This is a genomic window from Pedobacter sp. AJM (assembly GCF_002197755.1).
Taxonomy (GTDB): domain Bacteria; phylum Bacteroidota; class Bacteroidia; order Sphingobacteriales; family Sphingobacteriaceae; genus Pedobacter.
In genome coordinates, this window is the sequence record NZ_NHOT01000012.1 from 86572 (window position 1) to 106176 (window position 19605).

Annotated in this window: 19 protein-coding genes; 12 read left to right on the forward strand and 7 right to left on the reverse strand. The window is 41.5% G+C overall.

Features of this window, described 5'->3' with window-relative positions; all coding sequences use genetic code 11:
* The first annotated feature begins 133 nt into the window (after window positions 1-133).
* The 7 genes from CBW18_RS18265 to CBW18_RS18295 all read left to right on the forward strand — a co-directional run bounded on the left by CBW18_RS18265 (window position 134) and on the right by CBW18_RS18295 (window position 5856).
* Entirely contained in the window at window positions 134-949 is an 816-nt protein-coding gene (locus CBW18_RS18265; protein WP_088302822.1) for a TerC family protein, read from the forward strand.
* A 110-nt stretch (window positions 950-1059) separates the two neighbouring features.
* Window positions 1060-1755 (forward strand): HAD family hydrolase, encoded by a 696-nt coding sequence (locus CBW18_RS18270; protein ID WP_088302823.1) that lies wholly within the window; start codon window positions 1060-1062, stop codon window positions 1753-1755.
* A complete protein-coding gene (locus CBW18_RS18275) occupies window positions 1752-2588 on the forward strand; it encodes a phosphoribosyltransferase family protein (protein ID WP_088302824.1) in 837 nt (278 codons plus the stop codon). Before CBW18_RS18270 ends, CBW18_RS18275 begins: the two co-directional genes overlap by 4 nt.
* Before the next feature lies 1 nt (window position 2589).
* Entirely contained in the window at window positions 2590-3144 is a 555-nt protein-coding gene (locus CBW18_RS18280) for a TerD family protein (protein ID WP_088302825.1), read from the forward strand.
* Window positions 3145-3147: 3 nt separating this feature from the next.
* Window positions 3148-3762, forward strand: a complete 615-nt coding sequence (locus tag CBW18_RS18285; RefSeq protein WP_088302826.1) for a TerD family protein — start codon at window positions 3148-3150, stop codon at window positions 3760-3762.
* Window positions 3763-3787: 25 nt separating this feature from the next.
* Complete coding sequence (locus tag CBW18_RS18290; RefSeq protein WP_088302827.1) at window positions 3788-4885, forward strand: toxic anion resistance protein; 1098 nt, start codon at window positions 3788-3790, stop codon at window positions 4883-4885.
* An 8-nt stretch (window positions 4886-4893) separates the two neighbouring features.
* A complete protein-coding gene (locus tag CBW18_RS18295; RefSeq protein WP_088302828.1) occupies window positions 4894-5856 on the forward strand; it encodes a hypothetical protein in 963 nt (320 codons plus the stop codon).
* Window positions 5857-6298: 442 nt separating this feature from the next.
* On the opposite strand, the gene CBW18_RS18300 is transcribed toward CBW18_RS18295, so the two are convergent.
* Together CBW18_RS18300 and CBW18_RS18305 are read right to left on the reverse strand one after the other, a co-directional pair.
* Window positions 6299-7162: a dienelactone hydrolase family protein gene (locus tag CBW18_RS18300; protein ID WP_088302829.1), complete on the reverse strand. Its 864-nt coding sequence runs from the start codon at window positions 7160-7162 to the stop codon at window positions 6299-6301.
* A gap of 61 nt (window positions 7163-7223) precedes the next feature.
* Window positions 7224-8231: a phosphotransferase enzyme family protein gene (locus CBW18_RS18305; protein ID WP_088302830.1), complete on the reverse strand. Its 1008-nt coding sequence runs from the start codon at window positions 8229-8231 to the stop codon at window positions 7224-7226.
* A 101-nt stretch (window positions 8232-8332) separates the two neighbouring features.
* Here CBW18_RS18305 and CBW18_RS18310 point away from each other — a divergent pair, with 101 nt between their 5' ends.
* Complete coding sequence (locus CBW18_RS18310; RefSeq protein ID WP_088302831.1) at window positions 8333-8932, forward strand: 2OG-Fe(II) oxygenase; 600 nt, start codon at window positions 8333-8335, stop codon at window positions 8930-8932.
* Here CBW18_RS18310 and CBW18_RS18315 read toward each other — a convergent pair.
* The 5 genes from CBW18_RS18315 to CBW18_RS18335 all read right to left on the reverse strand — a co-directional run bounded on the left by CBW18_RS18315 (window position 8919) and on the right by CBW18_RS18335 (window position 16259).
* On the reverse strand, window positions 8919-9860 hold the full coding sequence (locus CBW18_RS18315; RefSeq protein WP_088302832.1) for an AraC family transcriptional regulator: 942 nt from the start codon (window positions 9858-9860) through the stop codon (window positions 8919-8921). The two genes, CBW18_RS18310 and CBW18_RS18315, sit on opposite strands and share 14 nt — an antisense overlap.
* A gap of 24 nt (window positions 9861-9884) precedes the next feature.
* A complete protein-coding gene (locus CBW18_RS18320; protein ID WP_088302833.1) occupies window positions 9885-10976 on the reverse strand; it encodes an efflux RND transporter periplasmic adaptor subunit in 1092 nt (363 codons plus the stop codon).
* A 12-nt stretch (window positions 10977-10988) separates the two neighbouring features.
* A complete protein-coding gene (locus CBW18_RS18325; protein WP_088302834.1) occupies window positions 10989-14273 on the reverse strand; it encodes an efflux RND transporter permease subunit in 3285 nt (1094 codons plus the stop codon).
* Window positions 14274-14285: 12 nt separating this feature from the next.
* Window positions 14286-15677 carry a TolC family protein gene (locus CBW18_RS18330; RefSeq protein ID WP_088302835.1) on the reverse strand — a complete coding sequence of 464 codons (1392 nt, stop codon included), beginning with the start codon at window positions 15675-15677 and terminating at the stop codon, window positions 14286-14288.
* Between the two features lie 156 nt (window positions 15678-15833).
* Window positions 15834-16259, reverse strand: a complete 426-nt coding sequence (locus CBW18_RS18335) for an SRPBCC family protein (RefSeq protein WP_088302836.1) — start codon at window positions 16257-16259, stop codon at window positions 15834-15836.
* A 200-nt stretch (window positions 16260-16459) separates the two neighbouring features.
* Between CBW18_RS18335 and CBW18_RS18340 the strand changes: the two genes are divergently transcribed.
* The 4 genes from CBW18_RS18340 to CBW18_RS18355 all read left to right on the forward strand — a co-directional run bounded on the left by CBW18_RS18340 (window position 16460) and on the right by CBW18_RS18355 (window position 19601).
* Complete coding sequence (locus CBW18_RS18340) at window positions 16460-16714, forward strand: hypothetical protein (protein WP_088302837.1); 255 nt, start codon at window positions 16460-16462, stop codon at window positions 16712-16714.
* A gap of 127 nt (window positions 16715-16841) precedes the next feature.
* The gene (locus CBW18_RS18345; protein WP_088302838.1) at window positions 16842-17120 is read left to right on the forward strand and encodes a hypothetical protein; all 279 of its coding nucleotides are present in this window, start codon (window positions 16842-16844) and stop codon (window positions 17118-17120) included.
* A 20-nt stretch (window positions 17121-17140) separates the two neighbouring features.
* Window positions 17141-17449 carry a GNAT family N-acetyltransferase gene (locus CBW18_RS18350; protein WP_088302839.1) on the forward strand — a complete coding sequence of 103 codons (309 nt, stop codon included), beginning with the start codon at window positions 17141-17143 and terminating at the stop codon, window positions 17447-17449.
* Window positions 17450-17795: 346 nt separating this feature from the next.
* Entirely contained in the window at window positions 17796-19601 is a 1806-nt protein-coding gene (locus CBW18_RS18355; protein WP_088302840.1) for an FAD-dependent oxidoreductase, read from the forward strand.
* Window positions 19602-19605 lie beyond the last annotated feature (4 nt).

Sequence of the window (19605 nt, forward strand, 5' to 3'; positions counted from 1 at the left end):
CCAATTGTAACAGTTGTTTGCCAACCGGGTCTAAGCCTTAATCACCTGCATTTTTAAAATTGTTGTTTATTCATACAAATCAGAATATTTTATTTTCTTTGCTAACTCAATACTTAATTATATATAACGTTCTATGGATTTTTTGCACACTGTTTTAGGTGATGACATTCAGGCTGCCCTGCTTATTATTTTAAATTTAATTGTAATCGAAAGCCTTCTGTCAGTCGATAATGCGGCGGTTTTAGCTACAATGGTGATGGATCTTCCAAAAGATCAACGGGATAAGGCACTGAAATATGGTATTATAGGGGCTTATGTTTTCCGTGGAATCTGTTTATTCCTGGCGGCCTGGCTGGTGAAAATCTGGTGGCTAAAACCACTTGGTGGCCTTTACCTCATTTACCTTGCTTTTGATTATTTCTGGAAAAAGAATGCCAAAAAGAATGAAGCGGAAGAAGAAGTGGATAAAAGCAAAAGCTGGATTTACAAATCAACCGTTGGTTTGGTTGGTACCTTTTGGGCTACGGTAGCCTTGGTAGAAGTAATGGACCTGGCTTTCTCCATCGATAACGTTTTTGCTGCAGTGGCCTTTACCGATAATATTTACCTGATTTACATTGGCGTGTTTGTGGGGATTTTAGCCATGCGTTTCGTTGCCCAGGCATTTGTTAAACTCATGGAGAAATTTACTTTTTTAGAAACGGTTGCTTTCATTGTAATCGGTGTCCTGGGAATTAAGTTAACCTCCTCTCTATTCACGCATTTCAATCCGCAATCTCCTGTTTCTCATGCTATAGAAGGCGAAAAAACAGATTTATTTGTTTCCATATTTACCGTAGCCATCTTTATTTTACCGGTACTGTCATCGCTTTTGTTTAATTTCCCTAAAAAAAACAAAAATGACCTCGAGGTAGCGGATAAAGCTGAAGACGTTTTAGAACAGTCATAAAACATTCTCAGCCGCGTGTCTGTTAAGGTGTTACATATTATAACTCTTAAAGCTACGTTACAGGTATGGTCATGAATTTACAATTATAGCTACAGGAAAACATATTGGGAATGCGCATTTATAAACATTACTCTTTTGATCTCTGGTTAACCTTAATTAAGTCTAACCCTGCTTTTAAACTGCAGCGGACACGCTATTTCCATCAACATCTTAATTCCAGGCGTAAAAGTTTGGATGAAGTGGGACTGGTATTCAGACAGGTAGATTTAATGGTGAATGCCATCAATGAAAAAACCGGTAAAAATGTTGATGCCGATGAAATGTACCTGATGGTGATCAGCATCATCAATGACTACGATTTTAACTTTCATGATCTTGATCTGGAAGCACTATACCAGCAAATGGAAGTACTGCTGCTTCATCACATGCCCTTAATTTATTGTAACCGTTGCCTGGACGTTTTATCGGCAATTAAAGGTCATGGTGAAACTTCTACCAATATTTTAAGCAATACGGGATTCATAAAAGGCCATACCCTCCGAAAGGTGATCACTCATTTGGGAATTGATGAATTTATCGATTTTCAGCTTTATTCTGATGAAGTGAGGATGTCTAAACCCAACAGTGGTTTTTTTCAGCTGATGATTGACACGATCGACCGGGAAAAACATCCGGATTTGGCTCTACATGACATCATCCATGTGGGTGACAATCCTTTGGCCGATGTCCGTGGCGCGCAGCAAATGGGCATAAACAGCATGTTGATCCATTCTAACAACCTATCTATCTCCAATCTTCTCTCATGATTCCATATACCTACTCCCTTCATAAAATAGATAATACTGCCGATTTTGGCTTCGATCCGAATGATTACAGCCGCTTTAAATTCGGCGATGACCTGGTGGCCCGTTCTTTTGGTAAAGACCTGGCCGATGGCTTTATCAGGTATTACCTGGCCGATAACCGGATAGCCGACCAGATTGTGGTGATTTCCAGTCCTTACAGTTTTATTCCTACGGCAACTTTTGCGATGAAAAATTATTTTGTATCGCAACTGAACCGCTGGCTGGTGGAAAACGGCGGACTTACCGTGCAGGAAGCAAAAGTGCACCGTACCATTACCTATAAGGAGGATTACGGTGAACTGAGTGCCGAAGAACGCATGAATTTGATCGGTAATGATACTTTTCACATCGACAGGGATTTTCTGGAAGGAAAAACCTTATTGTTCCTAGACGATATTAAAATCACCGGAAGCCATGAACGCATGATTTTAAAAATGGCCAAAGCATACGGTTTAAAAAATGAAATCCATATGCTTTATTTTGCCGAATTGGTTAACCCTCAGATTCATCCCAACGTAGAGAATTTTCTGAATTACCATCAGGTAAAATCAATTTTCGACCTGGAAAAAATCATCAGCAACGGTTATTTTTGTTTCAATACCCGGATTGTGAAATATATCTTAAATGCCGAACACCAAAGCTTTTCGATATTTTTAGAGCGTATGGATCACGATTTTATTCACCAGCTGTACGATCTGGCTTTAGGCAACAGCTACCATTTAATGGAGGCTTATGCTGATAATTTACAACTCATTAAAAGTTACATTAAAGACAATACTTATAAATTAATATAATATGGCTATCAACTTGCAAAAGGGGCAGAGAGAAAATATCGATGCGCCGAAATTTACAATAGGTTTAGGTTGGGATACCAACAATTCATCAACAGGGTCTGCCTTTGATTTGGATGCTTCAATTTTTATTTTAAACGACCAGAAGAAATTAATCTCTGACGAGAATTTTGTTTTCTACAATAACCTGGTTTCACCAGACGGCGCAGTAGAACACACCGGCGATAATTTAACCGGCGATGGTGATGGTGATGACGAACAAATTAAGGTGGATTTAACCCGGATAGACCCGAAAGTGAGCGAAATTTGCGTGGTGGTGACCATTCATGATGCGGAGAACAGAAGACAGAACTTTGGTCAGGTGCGGAATTCATTTGTGCGCATTTTTGATGCCGTTACCAATGAAGTGATTTTGAAATATGAACTGGAAGAAGATTTTTCTATTGAAACCGCTGTAGAATTCGGTCGGATTTATAAGCGTGAAGGCAAATGGAAATTTGAAGCCGTAGGAGTGGGTATGAAAGGTGGTTTACAGGATTATTTAAACAAATATCAATAAATTATGGCAATCAATCTGCAAAAAGGACAACGCATCAGCCTGGAAAAAAGCAACGGGAGCAAATTGCAAAACGTGTGTGTAGGCATTAACTGGGGCGCGATAGAGAAAAAGGGATTATTTGGTTTTGGCTCATCAAAAGAAGCAGTGGATTTAGATGCCAGCTGTGCCTTGTACAATGAAAACAAGCAACTGCTGGAAGTGGTTTATTTTGGTAACCTGAAATCAAAAAACGGATCTGTTAAGCACAGTGGCGATGATTTAACTGGCGATATGGGCGGTGATGACGGGCTGGACAATGAAATTATCACACTCGACTTCTCGAAGCTGGATGCCAATGTGGCCTATGTAGCTTTTGTTTTAAACAGCTTCAGGGGGCATGATTTCGGAACCATTCCTTTTGCCTCTATCCGGATTTACGAAGGTACAACCAAACAGGTAACAGAAGTTTTCGCCAGGTATGACATTGCCAACGGATCCAACTTTGCCGGCCATGTATCTATGGTGATGGGTGTTTTCTATAAGAAGGACAACGAATGGAAATTTAATGCCATTGGAGAGCCTACAAAAGATAAGAAACTGGAAGATACGGTGAAAACGGTGACTCAAAATTATTTATAAGCCTAAAGCTTAAAAAAATTAAACTATGGAAACCAACCCAAACACTATTCCGGAGCTCACCCCGGTAAAACTGGATAAAGACGGAAATGTAAATCTTGAAAAAATATCCCCTCAGGAAACCGAAAAATATGCAGCACTGGGCAAGTCGCTGGAACCCTCCGATGTGAATTCAATTTTAAATTACGGAAGCGATGCCCAGAATTCGATGGAGAAATACAGTAATGATTTTTTATCATCGGTAAGAACCTACAACAGTGGCGAAGTGGGTGGCTTAATTAATGAATTGCTTTCCGAACTGAATTATATTGATATTTCTGAGCTGGAGCAGAGCGGCTTCAAAAGTTTTATTTCCAGGATTCCTTTTCTGAAATCGCTGGTGGTGGATGTTAAAAAGCTCTTCCAGAAGTATGATGTGGTGGTGAATAACATCGATAAGATCACCAATAAAATTAAGGCTGGCCGATTAAATTCCATTAAGGATAACAGTTCCCTTCAAACCATGTTTGATAGCAATGTGGGCTACATTCATCAAATGGAAGAGTTGATTATTGCCGGACAGCTGAAATATAATGAACTGTCGTTAAAACTGGCTGAAATGGAAGGCCGGCCGGCAGACTACCAGGATTATGAAATTGCGGATTTAAGAGACTTTATCAGCCGGTTGGATAAAAGACTGGCCGATATGAAGATCGTGCGGTTCATCATGCTGCAATCCCTGGCCCAGATCCGTGTGGTACAGAATAACAATACCTCTATTGCAGAAAAAGCACAGTCTATTGTTTCTACCACCATCCCCGTATGGAAAAACCAGCTTACCATTGCCGTTGCCTTGCAAAGACAAAAGGCCAATGTAGAGATGCAGAAGAAAATTTCGGATACTACCAATACCATTTTGCAAAAGAATGCGGAGATGCTGAAACAAAACAGCATTGATGTAGCTAAGGAGAATGAGAAAACTGTGGTATCTTTGGAGACCCTTAAAATAACGACAGCATCGCTAATCAGTACCCTGAATGAGGTCAAACAAATTCATGAAGCAGGGGCACAAAGCAGAAAAGTGCTGGATGGTGAGTTGAAAACTTTAGAAGCAGAGCTGAAAAAGAACGTAACGAGGGTGAGTTAAATTAAAGCATGGATGATTACCGTTTAAATATTTTAGAAAAATCGAGCACCGAAATCAACCGTTTACAGTTGCTTTCGGTGTTTTTTGATGAAGAGATTATATATAAAATTTATCTACGGAGCCAGGTTATTCATCAGCTATTTGCCAATAATGAAGAACTGGAAATTGATAAACTGGATCTTTTCCATGTTCAGTTTACAGAAAGTGTAATTGCACTGTTGCGGAAAATAAAAAAGAGCAACGAAAAAAATGTGAGTCTGCTTTATGATGAGATCAGTCTTAATGAAGAACTCATCAGCAGGATTTCCGGTTCGGTCGTTAACCAGCAAAATTACCGTTTAGATCAGCAAAAGCAATCTTTAAAAATTAACCAGTCGTTAAGACGGTTATTCGCTGTGTTATCCGATCTCAGTACCGACTTTCCTTTCTCAAAAAACATGCTTGTATTCAGCTCAAAGTATGCCAACGATTTTTATTTCGATATCAATCCTGATCAGCTTGCCCGGCTGATCGATTTCAGTACGAAGCAGGTTTACACCAATATCAATGCCGTTATAGAAAAGAAACTGATGGGCCTGTTGTGCAAGCATGATTTTCGTACCACCTTTGCCCTGGGTTTAAAGTGTGGCGATTTGGTGATGGAGGTGTATCGTTTCCTGGATACAGACCGGTATTTTATGTTCTTTCCCAGCAGAAACCTATTCCTGTTTTGTGATGTATCCCTGCTCAACGGAATAGAGAAAGAAAATAACCTTTCTGAGAAAGCGCGCATTGTACAGGAACTGGAATATAAAAATGACAAACTTAAAAGCAATGCCGCTGTACTGAAGGTAGCAATTCCGGCAGAGATTACTGCACTGCTGGAAGATAGCTATATGAAAATTTCAGATATCAATTTCTTAAACCACCTCAATAATTTCGACGTACAATCGAATATATTAAAGGCCATGTTAAAAACAGAACTGTTTTAGGTTGGGGTGTAGAATCTCTTTATAAAACCGTTATTGTAATGAGGATTTATTCGAATACTCGTCCTTCCGAAGGGGATACCGTATCATCGTTAAGAGGAGTGGAGTCAGCACGATGAGAAGGGTTATTCCCACGGATTCAAATGATCAGCGCAGATTTTTATGAAGCAGATTGCTTCCCCGAAATGTCGGGGCAGGCTGTCGTGACTCCAGCAATGACGATGCCCCTTGAAGATTCGTCTTCGTGAATTAGTTTCGTTATTATGAATGGGTCAGCATGATGCAAAAGCTGGTCCCGCGGATTCAAATGATGAGCGCAGACTTTAGCACTTAATTCTGCGGAAATTTTCTAGATCTGCGGGAAAATTATTTGAATAGCCGTTATCTTTAAGATGTTAATCTAAAATAAGGTGCTGCACTAAATTCAGCATGACGGATTGGGTTATCATCTCGTTAATATAGCCAACTTATGTTTAAACAAATCAATTGTTCTGCCCCAGGCCAGTTTCGCCGCTGCCTCATTGTACCTGGTTGGTGAAGTATTGTTATTAAATGCATGGTTCACACCATCGTAAATATAGATTTTATAATCCTTGTTGTTGTCTTGCAAGGCTTTTTCATAAGCTGGAATACCGGCATTAATCCGTTCATCCAGGCCAGCATAATGCAACATTAAGCTGGCTTTAATACGAGGAACATCTGCCACATTTGCCTGTGCACCATAGTAGGCCACGGCAGCCTGTAATTTTGGATCAGCTACTGCTAACTTATTGGCCATGCCGCCACCCCAGCAAAAGCCAAGGCAAGCCACTTTGCCATTGGCATCTTTTCTGTTGCGAAGATATTCCAGCCCTTTCAAATAATTCTGCAGGTTCTTTTCCGGATCAAGTTTTCCAATCAGCTCGCGGCCTTTATCTTCATCGGTAGGTGTGCCGCCTAAGGGTGAAAGTGCATCTACACCTAAGGCGATAAAACCTTCAGCTGCTACTCTTTTTGTTACATCGATGATATGTGGATTTAATCCGCGGTTTTCGTGGATCACCAAAATGCAACCCAATTTTCTGCTCGTTTTGGGCTTTGCTAAAACGGCCTTCATGTTTCCATCCGTGCCGGCATAGCTAATGTTTTCTACCTCAATTTCATCACTGTTAAAGGCTGCGGCTGCCGCATAATTGTTTTCCAGTAAGGGTAAAATGGTCATGGCCATGGCTGTGCCACCGGCCAGTAAAGCCAGTTTCTTTAAGAAATCCTTTCTGTTCAGTCCGCTATGGGTATATTCATCGTAAAGCGCGATAATTTTCTGATCCATTTTAAATGATTTTTAGTGTTGGTACAAGATAATCAGGATGGTTGAACTTTTTAACATTTGCTTAAAAATTACAATACATCAATTCCCATTTCCGAATCAGTTCTATCCTGCTTCTGGTGAATTTTGGTGTCAAGAAAGGATTCGACCAATCATCAAAATGGTCATAAAAGAATTTCAGAAAAAATAAATGGAAGCAAATGCCGAGATAAGGTATCGCATCAATTTCATCCGCGCTAAGTTTTCTAACCTGCTGATAGGCATCCAGAAAGATGTTAAAATCTTTAGCCGCCTGTTCCTTAGTGATGGCATTGTTCAGCTGGTGAAAAAAGTAATGATTCAGAAATGACATTAAATCATTCACCAGATAACCATGTCCTGCAAAGTCGAAATCAAAAAAAGTAATTTTTCCTTTTTCATCAAAGTGGAAGTTTTTCGGAAACAGGTCGTAATGGCAATAGCCGGTTGAAAATGATGCGCTATCAAAAGACTTAAATTTTTGAATGACCCGCTGAGCAATATCTTTTAAGTATTCAAAATTTTCAGGCATTTCTTTCAAATGTGGCTCCAGGCTATTCAATGGGTCAAGTAGGGTAGTTTGAAAATTAAAAACAGGCCTTGGATGGCTTAAGGTGATGGCAGATGTGCTGACATGCAATTTTGCAATGTCCGTACCCAGCGTATGCAGTTGCGTTTCATTCAGGTCATAAATGACTTTGCCCGGTGCAAAAGTAAAGAGAATGCCATTCCTTAGCCCTTCTATGGCATTAAACTGCTGGATTTGCCTGTTATGCCGATCTGTTATGGGGTAAGATACCGAATGTCCGTCAGCCTTAAGCGCATTCAACAAAGAAACTTCCCCGCTGATTTCATCCAGCTTACGGTGCGCATCACGATAAATTTTGAAAATGTATTGGCTTTCGCTGTTTTCTAAAAGATAGGTGTCGCTTACATTTCTGATCAGCAGCCTGCAAGTCGTGTCAGCAGGTAATTGGTAGGCATCTATAAGATGTGCTTGTAAGGCAGCTGATGAAAGGGTAGAATATTGAGCTGGGAACAAACGGTGTTGCATAAGGAGAATGTTTATACTAAGGTAAAGTTTTAAAAATATAGTCCTGATTAAAGGCTACCTTTAAAGCCTCTAGGCATTCAGCTTTAAGATTATCTTTTTCATTGGAAAAAATATTTGATTGCCTCATTGATCGTTATATCAAGAGTAAAGTGGGTACAGCAGAAAACTTTCTGAATCTTACACTATCTGCAAATTTAAAGGAAAATCTACTCAGTTTATATCACGATCAGGAATTTTTAAACGGGGGAACAGGGAATGAGGTGATCATCAACCAGGATAAGCGCATCAGGAGTGATGTCATTTATTGGCTGGATCGTTCTCATCACAACAAGTATGAAAATGAATTTTTTGATTTAATGGACAAATTTGTGCTTTATCTCAATCACACCTGTTATACCGGCATTACAGACTATGAATTTCACTACGCCCTTTACGAAGCGGGCACCTTTTATCAAAAACATGTTGATCAGTTTCAAAACAACGGTAGCCGTCAATATTCCATGATCCTTTACCTGAATACCGGCTGGGAAGATGGCGATGGGGGAGAACTCTGCATCTATCACGATGACTTTGTGCAAAGTATCTCACCGGAGAGTGGCAAAACTGTATTCTTCAGAAGTGCAGATTTACCCCATGAAGTTTTGATTACCCATAAACCGAGGATGAGCATTACCGGCTGGCTGAAGGTTAGCCTGCCCTGAAGGCTTTTGGCGTACACTGAACCTGGCGTTTAAAAAAGATATTGAAATTGGCAGGATATTCAAAACCAAGGCAATAGGCAATTTCAGAAATATTCCATTCGGTATGCTTTAAAAGGGCAGTGGCTTCTGTAGTAATTCTTTTGGCAATATGCTCTGAAGTGGTTTTTCCTGTTACATCCTTTACCGTGTGGTTAAGGTGGTTCACATGAACAGCCAAACGTAAGGCGAAATCATGTGCCGTTTTTAATTCCAATACATGTTCTGTAGAACCAATCGGGAACTGCCGCTCCAGCAATTCAATAAACAAAGCCGTTAACCTGACCGATGCATTATTTTGCTTAAAGAGACTGTCTTTCGGCTTAACCTTTAAGGCTTCATGAATGATCAGTTGTACATAATTTCGCAGCAGGTCGTATTTATGTACATAATCACCGTCCATTTCTTTCATCATACTGGAAAAAATACCCACCAGCGTTTGTTCCTGTGCTTCATCAATATGAATAACCGGGCAGTCATTAATTCGCCAGATTAAAGAATCACGTAAGCTTTCATTCCGGCTATGGATGAAATTTTCGGTAAATAGACAAAAATATCCTGCAGGTTTCACTGAGGTGCTTTCCCATGAATATGGGATATTGGGATTGGTAAACAATAAGGCCCTTCCTTTAATTTCTATTTGCGCATCCGGATAGTGCAGGATGCCATTACCAATGATGAGCGATATTTTATAAAAATCGCGCCTGCTAAATGCTGAAGGCATATTGGTGCAAACCACCGCACGGTTAAACACATTGAAATGACCGATGTCATCAATCATTCTCAGGCTGGGCGTAGGAATTTCAGGACGGGTAATTTTTAGTTTATTGTAAAAATCCTCCAGGGTTTCTTTTTTATTTAAGGCATTAATTTCCTGATTTCTCGCCAGCATATTAAAACAATTATGAAATCAAATTTAAGATTTAATCGGCATTCCTTCATGCATTTCTTCCGTCGGTTCTGCAACTAATTTGTCACCTTCTGAGAGGTTGCCGAATAACTCTACCCGATCATCTGCTTCCCTGCCTTTTTTAACTGCTATTTTCACCATTTTTCCATCTACAACTTTCAATACAAATAAACCTTCGCTGGTATCCAGCAGTGCTTTTTTAGCCACTACAAAAGTGCCTGTATGGGCAGGTAAGGGAATATTGACTTCTGCTACCATACCAGGTAATAATGTTTTACCCGCATTTGGCACATCCATTTCAATGCGTTCAGAACGGAGGCGTAAATCCAAAGCACCCGAAAGGCGTTTTACTTTAGCTGTAAAATTTTGGTTGGGCAATGATTTAACCGTAAAAGTGATTGCGTCACCAGCCTTTAAATAACCGGTGTAAACTTCGGGTATGGAAACGGCTAACCTCAGGTTTTTCTGGTCCTGAAGCGTAAATAACGGTAAATCTGAGCCCTTGCCGGATGGACCTACATAGGCACCCAGGTTTACATTTCTGGCCGAGATAATTCCGCTGAACGGTGCCCTGATGGTTAAATAATCCTGCACGGAGCCCACCTCTTTGTATGCCGCTCTGGCAGCTTCCAATTGCGCCAGATCTGCGTTCTTTCTAGCCAAGGCCTGATCCAGATCATTTGTTGAAATGGTTCCAGGTGTTTTACTGGTTTCATACAAACGGTTATAGTTTGCTTTGCTGGCCGTATAAATGGCCTCCTGCGCTTTAATCCTGGATTGTGTTGCCGCCAGCTGAGAACTCATTTCAGGTGCTTCCAAAGTCATCAGCAACTGACCTTTGCTCACTTCTGATCCGATATCCACTTTTAGCGATTTAACAAAGCTGCTCACCTTGGCATACAGGTCAACCTGCTGCCGCGCAATCAATTCTCCTGGTAAACTCAGCCGGGTAGACAGCCGTTCTTTTTTTAATTCGAAAGTGGCAATGTTTAAAGGCTTTTCTTTTTTCTTTTCGGTTTTGTTTTCCGTATTTCCGCAACCATACATGGCGGTGATCAGGGTTAATCCTAAAAAAGTAGACAATATTTTTATATTCATGATGGTCGTAATTTATTCGTTTTCTGCTAAACCTTTAATGTAATGTACACTTTCTTCATCCTCCGGATCCAATGACATGGAATCGGTAGTTTCCTTGCCCTGCACCCAGGCAAACACTAGCGGTAAAATAATCAGAACCGCAAATGTAGAGGCCAGTAATCCGCCAATTACGGCTCTTCCGAGGGGCGAAACCTGCCCGCCACCTTCACCATGGCCAATGGCCATGGGCATCATGCCCACAATCATGGCCACACTCGTCATAATAATCGGACGAAGTCGTAATGCAGCAGCTTCCCTGGCTGATTCCAGCGCGTTGCCATTGTGTTTGCGCAAATGTTCAGCATTGGTGATCAGTAAAACGGCGTTGGCAATGGATACCCCAACCGACATGATAATGCCCATGTAGGATTGCAGGTTAAGCGTGGAACCAGTTAAGGTAAGCAGGAGCAAAGCACCCAGAATTACCGCCGGAACGGTTGCTAAAATTACCAGGGGAACTTTAAACGACTGGAAATTTGCCGCCAGCATTAAAAATATCACCACAATGGCCACCAGTAAGCCAGATTGTAAACTGTCCAGCGTTTCTGTTAATACCTTACCCAAGCCAATAGCCGAAATGGTCAGTCCTCTTGGTAGTTCGCCAATATCCGCAATGGCTTTGTTCACATTTTTAGTAGCAGTTCCCAGATCGGTATGGTAAAGGTTTGCTGTAACCGATAAGAATGGCATGGCGCCCACATTGTCGTTTTCGCCATAAGTTGTATCTGCAGTGATGGTAGCTACATCGCTCAGTACCGGGCGTGCAGTATTTTTGAGCAGCGGAATTTCACCAATATCATCCTTACTGGTCATCTGGTTCATGGGTACCTGCACCTGGACGCTGTAAGGCAATCCGATTTTTTCATCCAGCCAGACATTTTTATCTGTGTAACGGGAGGATGATGTTGAGGCAATCAATGATCTCGAAATATCGGCCATATCTACACCAATCTGTGCTGCCCTGGTGCGGTCAATATCGATATTCAGCGACGGATATTTAATGGGTTGAGCCAGCTGCACATCCCTCATGTAGGGAATTTCTTTTAATTCAGCCAGGATTTTGTTGGCATAAAGTTCGTTCTGTTTTTTGTTTTTACCTGCAATACGCACTTCAACCGGGGTTGGAGAGCCCTGGCTTAGTACTTTATCTGTGAGTTCAATCGGCTCAAAGGAAAGTTTTACATCAGGCAGTTTCTCTTTAATTCTGGCCCTCAACTGATCTTTAAAATCATCCATATCGGCTTCGTAATCTTTTAAGCTGACCTGGAAAACAGCTTCATGCGGACCCGCCATAAATAAATAGATCGGGTTTACAGAAAACAGGGCGGGGTGCTGACCAACATACACCGAAGAAATGGAAACGTGTTCTGCCCCAACCATTTTTTTTAGTTCTGCCAAAACGGTATTTGCTTTTTCTTCTGTCCTTTCTAACCGGGTCCCGTCAGGTGCCCTTAACCTCAGCTGGAACTGACTGGAATTTACTTTTGGCAATACATCCCGACCAATATTCATTAGGAGTAGTGCCGCAGAGCCGATAATTACCAGCAGGTAAAGCATCACCACTATCTTCCGGTGGGGAAGAATCCTGTCCAGAAAGCGCATAAAACGGTTCCTGAATTTGTCGAAGAAACCTATTTTGCCATCTTCGCCAAAATCTGCTCTTTCAACGAGCATTTTCTTCTGATTTAAGGTATCTCCCTCACTTTCTATCGGGATTCCGGTGGCCTCAAAATCAGCCTCATCCTGTGTAATACCCGGGTGATGTGCAGTTCCTTTTTTAGGATGCGCCACCATGAGCCAGTTGGCCATAATGGGCACAAAGGTTTGCGATAACAGGAAAGAAACCACCATAGAGAAGCCTATGGCCAGGGCAAGGGGTAAAAATAATGCACCCGGAATCCCGGTCATGGTGAAGGCTGGTGCAAATACGGCCAGAATACACAATAAGATCAATAATTTTGGGAAGGCAATCTCTTTACAGGCATCCCAGATGGCAAGTGCTTTGGGTTTTCCCATGTCGAAATGCTGGTGTATGTTTTCAATGGTTACTGTAGACTCATCCACCAGGATACCGATCGCCAACGCCAGGCCGCTTAATGACATGATGTTGATGGTTTGCCCGAATAATTTCAGGAATAAAACGCCTGCAATAATGGAGGTGGGAATGGTGAGGATCACAATTAAGGCCGCTCTTTTATCGCCCAAGAAAAGCAATACCATCAAACCAGTTAAAATGGCACCGATAGCTCCCTCACTAACCAGACTTTTTACAGCATTAATCACATAAACCGACTGGTCAAATTCATAGGATAATTTAACATCTTCGGGCAGGGTATTTTGTATGGCCGGAAGGTTCTTTTTTAAGTTTTTAACCACATCCCAGGTAGAGGCATCGCCTGATTTGGCAATACTTAAATAAACCGATCGCTTCCCGTTAATAAGGGCATAACCTGCGGTTAAGTCTGCACCATCTTTTACCGTGGCCACATCACGGAGCTGCAGGTTTTGTACCCCGCCTTTAAACAGTGGAATATGTTCAAAATCTTTTATTTTTTTGATCGTATAATTGGTAGGCGTAATATAATTTTTATCCCCGATGCGGACATTTCCGGATGGTGCAGTCTGGTTATTTAACCTGATGGCTTCTACAATCTGATCAACCGTTAAATTGTGCGAGCGCAAGAGGGTTGGGTCTACATTGATTTCAATGGTCCTGGGGCTACCGCCAAAGGGTGCCGGAGATAAAAGTCCTGGTATGGCAGAGAATGAAGAACGGACGTAAGTATTGGCTAAATCCTGCAGTTCATTATTGGAACGAATGGGACTGCTCAGCACCAGCTGACCTACAGGAAGTGAGGATGCATCGAAACGGATAATAAAAGGCGGCTGCGAACCCGGCGGGAAAATGGCCTGCGCACGATTGGATAAGGCACTTAGTTCGGAAGCCGCCTGCGCCATATTGGTACCTTCATAATAGGTGAGTTTCATCAGCATCAAACCCTGGGTGTTTTTGGTTTCAATACTTTTCACACCATTTGCAAACAGCAGAATATTGATGTATTGCTTGCCAAAATAAGATTCCATCTGCGTGGGCGTATAGCCGCCAAAGGGATGGGCTATGTAGATCACCGGCAAATTCATCTGCGGCAAAATATCAACCTTAATCTGGTTGATGGCCCCGATGCCGAAAAAGAATAAGCCCGCAACTAAAACCAATATGGATATGGGTTTACGTAAGGCAAAACGGATAAGGTTCATGTATGGTGTTGATTAAAATTCGTTAATAAATATGTCGTAATTGCCCAATGCTGCAGATTTTAACAATAAGGCTTGCCAAACATTGGTATAAGCGATGTCGCGATCGGTTTCAGCCCGGTTTAAAGTGAAGAGCGATTGTGTTAAATCCACCAGTGTCGTCAGCCCGTTTTTATACAGCGTGCTTTTTTGCAGATAGGCATCAGATGCCGCCTTTACCTGGATAGGGGCCTCCCTGTAATTTTCGAGGGCATTTTTCAATTTGGCCTCGGCCAGTAAAAGCTGCGCCCTTAATTGCTGATCGGCCATTTCATATTCTTCCTTCAAACCGGCACTGATAAAGGATTGTGCCCGGACCTGCGGATGGTTTTTGAGCAAGGCACTCAAGTTCCAGGTCATACCTATGCCAATCAAATAGTTTTCACGGGTAGGTTTAATGCCATCAAGATAGCTGCTGGTATAAGCATTTTGGTTGAGCAGGTAGGCGGAGCTAAAACCGGAGCCACGTGTTTGGGTTACCCCGAAAAAAGAAAAGGTGGGATAATACAGTTTCCGGTAATAATTTACCTGCTGATCGCTTACGGCTATCCGGCTTTGATAAAATCTTAATAAAGGATGTGAGCTTTTAATGCTGGTGTCGCTCAGCAGGTTGCCGGGGATTCGCGTAATGGAAGCGGTATCTACCTCGTAAGATACAGCACTTAACCCCATTAAAACCCCGAGTTTATTGGCTTGTTCCTGTTCTACATCCCTGGCTTTTGTAAGCGCTATCCTTGCGCTTGATACCTCAGCTTTGGCAAAGGAGGAGTCCACACCGGCGATTAAACCGTTTTTAGTCCTGATTACTGCCGTGTTTTTAAAAATAATGGCCCGCGCTAAATTCTTTTCTTGCGACCGGGTTAAACGCTTTGCAGCAAGCAGATTTAAATAAGCCGCTGAAACCCGGATTTCCTGCTGAAATTTTTCCTGCTCCAGGTCATTCTGGTCTCTCTGATAGGTGGCGCCGGCAATGTTAATGCGCGCACTTACCCGGCCAAAAGTGAAAAAATCCCAGTTGATATTGGCTAAATATAATGCACCAAAAGCAGCATTCCAGTTCTGGTGATCAAGTGCAGGACCAGATGATGCGGCTCCCAGGCCACCCAAACCATATTGAGGCCCGTTCTGACCATTAATGGTTCCATAATCCTGCTGTGCACTTAAGCTAAAATTTGGAAGATATTCCCGCTTGGCTTGCTGAATGGAAGATTTTGATGCGTTTGCATAATTATCCTTTGCCTTAATGGTACCATAATTGGTTAAAGCAGTGTTTACAGCTTCTTTTAAGCTTATTTTTTGTGCTTTTGCAGTTAATGAAAGAAAGATAAGGAATGAAACGGCAAAATAGGATAAAGACTTGCGAAACATATGGTATAATTTACACCGCAAATGTAAATTATGGCTACAATATCCAATTATTTAGTTCAAATCAAAAATTATGCGAATCAAATAATCATCGAAATGTTACGTGGGTCAAGTGAAATGGGTGATCAAAAAAATACTGGTTAACGTTGCGCATGATACTTACCATGCGTGTTCTTCTGCATATTTTTTAAAATTGTTTAAGATAGACTGCCAGCCTTCTTTCTGCATTTCAATTGGATTTTGATTTTCCGGATCGAAAACTTCTGTCACTTTGGTCTGTCCGTTAATTTCTTCAAATGTAATATCCACCTGCCGCCCGTCGGCTAATTGATAGGCAATGCGTTTATGTGCATCAACTACGCCATAAATGCCTTCAAAATCAAACTGCATACTGCCATCTTTTGCAGCCATGGTGGTTTTAAATTTTCCATCCACTTTCAGGTCATTTTCAGCATATGGAACATGCCAGTCGCTGGAAGCAAAGGTCCATTCGGTAAGGTGTTGCGGCTGCGTCCAGAATGTCCAGACTTTTTCAACAGGGACATCAATCAGTGTTTCTACTTTTATGGGTTGGAGATGATTCATGGTGAGATCTTTACCTAAAGATAAATAATTTCAACGTATTTAAAAGATTGAAATCATAAATTAAAGCAAGGTGAATGACGTTCACAGGTATAAATAATTTAAAATTAACTTTCAGATTACATGCAACACGCAGACTTACCATATTTTTGGTGCTTTCGCAGAAGATAGTTTAGAGCGCGGAAACCAACATTTAAACAAAAATGAAATATCTAGTAAAAGAAATAAGTGATGGAAATTGCGACATCACTTTATTGCCAGAAGATCTGAATGATCGGAATCTGTTAGCAGAAAACACCATGTACACAGAAAAAGATTACGAAAAAACCATTCAATTTCATTACGAACACGCATTGAAGGCAAAGGTTCACACCAATGCGGCCTTTGTATCTTTAAATGAAAAGGAAAGCAATTATCCTAAACGGGTGAATGTGAACTACCAGATCATTTACAGCTAGTGATCTTAAAAAAACAGTATCGAACCCCGATACTGTTTTTTTGTTTACCGTCAGCTGAGATAAAGAAAGTATTTATCGAAACATTCAGATTTTCGCATTGTTGTTTCCTTAATCAAAGCGAAATGATATGAGCAATAAAACAGTACACTCATCCCCTCTGGATGAAGTAAATGAAAGAAAAGAAAAAGATCAGGAACAGTTAAGCCAGCAGGCACTGGGCAACACAGATGTGGCCGAAACAGCAGATGTACAGGCAAACGATGACCTACTGCGCACACCCAAAACAACCGGAACAGGGGGGAACCCCGCAGGTGCAGCACCAAACTCCTTAATTGTACATGAAGATGAAAGTGGGGAAGACCGCTATGAAGAAGGGAAAACAAATGCAGATAACGAAGAAAAATAAATTGTTTTATAAATGATATTATGGCAGAAGTTAAATTTCAACATGATGGGGAGGAGCCTGCCGCATTCAACCTGTTTGATGAGGATAAGAAAATTGGCGAAATGATCGTGGAGATTCTGGGTGGTGATCTAAAAGTATATCACACAGAAGTAGATGAAGATCAGGAAGGGAAGGGATATGCTAAACTGCTGTTAGATGCCATGAGTAATTATGCCCGTTCCAATCAGTTGAAGGTAATTCCCTTATGCACTTACGTGGCGACACAGTTTAAGCGCCATCCTGATGAATATCAGGATATTTGGAATAAAGAGGTGAAGCCTGAGTTTTAACTGCCTTGCTGGTTTAAGGAGGGGGGATGTTTAGCTGGAATGTTTTAAATGGCGGGTGATGAAATTTTAGAAGACAGTGATGGAGAATACTTCGATTTTCTGAAAGCAAATATGCCTAAGTAATCTGTTATATAAAAGCAATTGTTGTTATTCTTGTAGTGCTGGTCAATCATATTTTCGAGCATAAAATTTAATACATATCTGAAGTGAGTGCTTGATTCATATTATCTGGATTATTTTGCTGTTGTCTCATATTTAATAGCAGTTATTTGTTGAAATCATAATTTTGTATTTATATTTATCATACAAAAACAAACTGATTAATCACTCTTAACACTCTCATTAAATGGAAAATTATCTCCATGGTCTGCTTGATGAAAGCGCAGACCCTGTTATCCAACAGTATCTTCATTACATCCGCACACAAATTCCTGACCCCAAAAAGAAAAAAAAGGTATTGATCATTGGCGCCGGCATGGCAGGTATGGTTGCCGGGGCCATGTTAAAGCAGGTTGGGCATGAGGTTACTATCGCAGAAGCCAATACCCGTGTTGGCGGACGGATCAAAACCTTCCGCAATACCGCCGGAAAAAAGTATTTCGAAGATGACTCCCTGTATTGCGAAGCGGGTGCCATGCGCATTCCCAGCATCCACCTGATGGTCATGGAATATATTAAACAGCTTGAACTGAAAACAGAACCCTTTTACTATGTTTCGGTAAATAAAGAGCAGGCCATCGCCTATAAAAATGGCACCCGTAAAGATTTGCCCGAACAGGAACGGAAATCACTCTTGTTTGTGAATTACCTTAGGGTGATCCAAAGTGAATATTATAAAAAAGGTGTTGATGTGAACCAGTTACTGGATTATCACCTGGAAACCAGTCCCAATAACTTTGAAAACCAGCGTGCTGATCAGCTGCTGGGTACATTGCTTAATCCATTAAAAGCGTTTCTGGCGCAAAACCCTGAAAAAAACTGGCCGATATTGATCGAGCGCTATGGCAATTATTCGATGATGCGCTTTTTAATGGAGTCGCTGTATTCGCAGAATGCCATAGAAATGATCGCCGTGTTGCAAAACCTGGAATCGCGTCTGGCCTATGATTTTATCCAGAGTTTTATCGAATCCAACGTGATTAAGGATGATACCCAGTTTTGGCAGATTATTGGCGGTACAGACTTGCTGACCACCGGATTTTTCGAAAAGCATGAATTGCACCAGAACATTTATTTTAATTGCCATGTCACCAAACTCTGGATCAATGAAAAAACGGGAAAGGTTAAAATCACCACCGACCGCGAAAAAGACCATCAAACGAAACATCCGGAAAAAGATGAATACACCGTGCACAGCCACAGGCTTGACAGCATGGAATTTGATGAAGTAATCGTTACCATTCCTTTTTCAGCATTCCGGATGGTGCATGTGTGGCCGAAATTCAGTCAGGAAAAACGAAGAGCGATACGTGAACTCCATTACGATTCTGCAACCAAGGTATTGCTCGAATTTAAGGAGCGCTGGTGGGAAAAAGAACCTTATGGGATAGTTGGCGGTGGTACCATTACTGACCTGTCCAACAGGTTTGTTTATTATCCTAGTCAGGATATCGGTAAAGACGGGCACGGTTTGATGCTGGCCTCCTATTGCTGGTCTGATGAGGCGAGCCGATGGGATTCTATGAGTGATATCGACAGGTACAATATTGCATTGGACAATGTGGCCGTTATCCACGCACCTCAGGACCTGGCCGAACAAAAGCGGATCAAAGGTCTGGCAGTACTGCATGTCACCCGTGGTGAAGAAAAGAAAGACCAGAGCAATAATGCCGATCCTGGTAATATTATAGGCGGTGCAACCCAAAGCTGGATGCAGGACCCTTATGCTTTCGGCGAAGCAGCCATATTTAACCCCGGCCAGTTGCATTTACTGCAAAAGCATATTGTAAAAACAGAATGGGAGGGGAAGGCCCATTTCGCCGGTGAACATGCCTCTTTGAAACATGCATGGATAGAAGGAGCCATTGAATCAGGAATACGCACGGCACTTGAGATCAATGAAACACCTGTTTACCTGAATGAGCTGAAGGAAGCTGCTGTTCATGGCGATTCACCTGTAATTAATCCGTTGGCTGTTGATCTTAAATCCTGAGCAC

Coding starts and splice junctions, on each gene's coding strand:
- CBW18_RS18265 (WP_088302822.1), top strand. CDS start 134: ATGGATTTTTTGCACACTGTTTTAGGTGATGACATTCAGGCTGCCCTG.
- CBW18_RS18270 (WP_088302823.1), top strand. CDS start 1,060: ATGCGCATTTATAAACATTACTCTTTTGATCTCTGGTTAACCTTAATT.
- CBW18_RS18275 (WP_088302824.1), top strand. CDS start 1,752: ATGATTCCATATACCTACTCCCTTCATAAAATAGATAATACTGCCGAT.
- CBW18_RS18280 (WP_088302825.1), top strand. CDS start 2,590: ATGGCTATCAACTTGCAAAAGGGGCAGAGAGAAAATATCGATGCGCCG.
- CBW18_RS18285 (WP_088302826.1), top strand. CDS start 3,148: ATGGCAATCAATCTGCAAAAAGGACAACGCATCAGCCTGGAAAAAAGC.
- CBW18_RS18290 (WP_088302827.1), top strand. CDS start 3,788: ATGGAAACCAACCCAAACACTATTCCGGAGCTCACCCCGGTAAAACTG.
- CBW18_RS18295 (WP_088302828.1), top strand. CDS start 4,894: ATGGATGATTACCGTTTAAATATTTTAGAAAAATCGAGCACCGAAATC.
- CBW18_RS18300 (WP_088302829.1), bottom strand. CDS start 7,162: ATGGATCAGAAAATTATCGCGCTTTACGATGAATATACCCATAGCGGA.
- CBW18_RS18305 (WP_088302830.1), bottom strand. CDS start 8,231: ATGCAACACCGTTTGTTCCCAGCTCAATATTCTACCCTTTCATCAGCT.
- CBW18_RS18315 (WP_088302832.1), bottom strand. CDS start 9,860: ATGCTGGCGAGAAATCAGGAAATTAATGCCTTAAATAAAAAAGAAACC.
- CBW18_RS18320 (WP_088302833.1), bottom strand. CDS start 10,976: ATGAATATAAAAATATTGTCTACTTTTTTAGGATTAACCCTGATCACC.
- CBW18_RS18325 (WP_088302834.1), bottom strand. CDS start 14,273: ATGAACCTTATCCGTTTTGCCTTACGTAAACCCATATCCATATTGGTT.
- CBW18_RS18330 (WP_088302835.1), bottom strand. CDS start 15,677: ATGTTTCGCAAGTCTTTATCCTATTTTGCCGTTTCATTCCTTATCTTT.
- CBW18_RS18335 (WP_088302836.1), bottom strand. CDS start 16,259: ATGAATCATCTCCAACCCATAAAAGTAGAAACACTGATTGATGTCCCT.
- CBW18_RS18340 (WP_088302837.1), top strand. CDS start 16,460: ATGAAATATCTAGTAAAAGAAATAAGTGATGGAAATTGCGACATCACT.
- CBW18_RS18345 (WP_088302838.1), top strand. CDS start 16,842: ATGAGCAATAAAACAGTACACTCATCCCCTCTGGATGAAGTAAATGAA.
- CBW18_RS18350 (WP_088302839.1), top strand. CDS start 17,141: ATGGCAGAAGTTAAATTTCAACATGATGGGGAGGAGCCTGCCGCATTC.
- CBW18_RS18355 (WP_088302840.1), top strand. CDS start 17,796: ATGGAAAATTATCTCCATGGTCTGCTTGATGAAAGCGCAGACCCTGTT.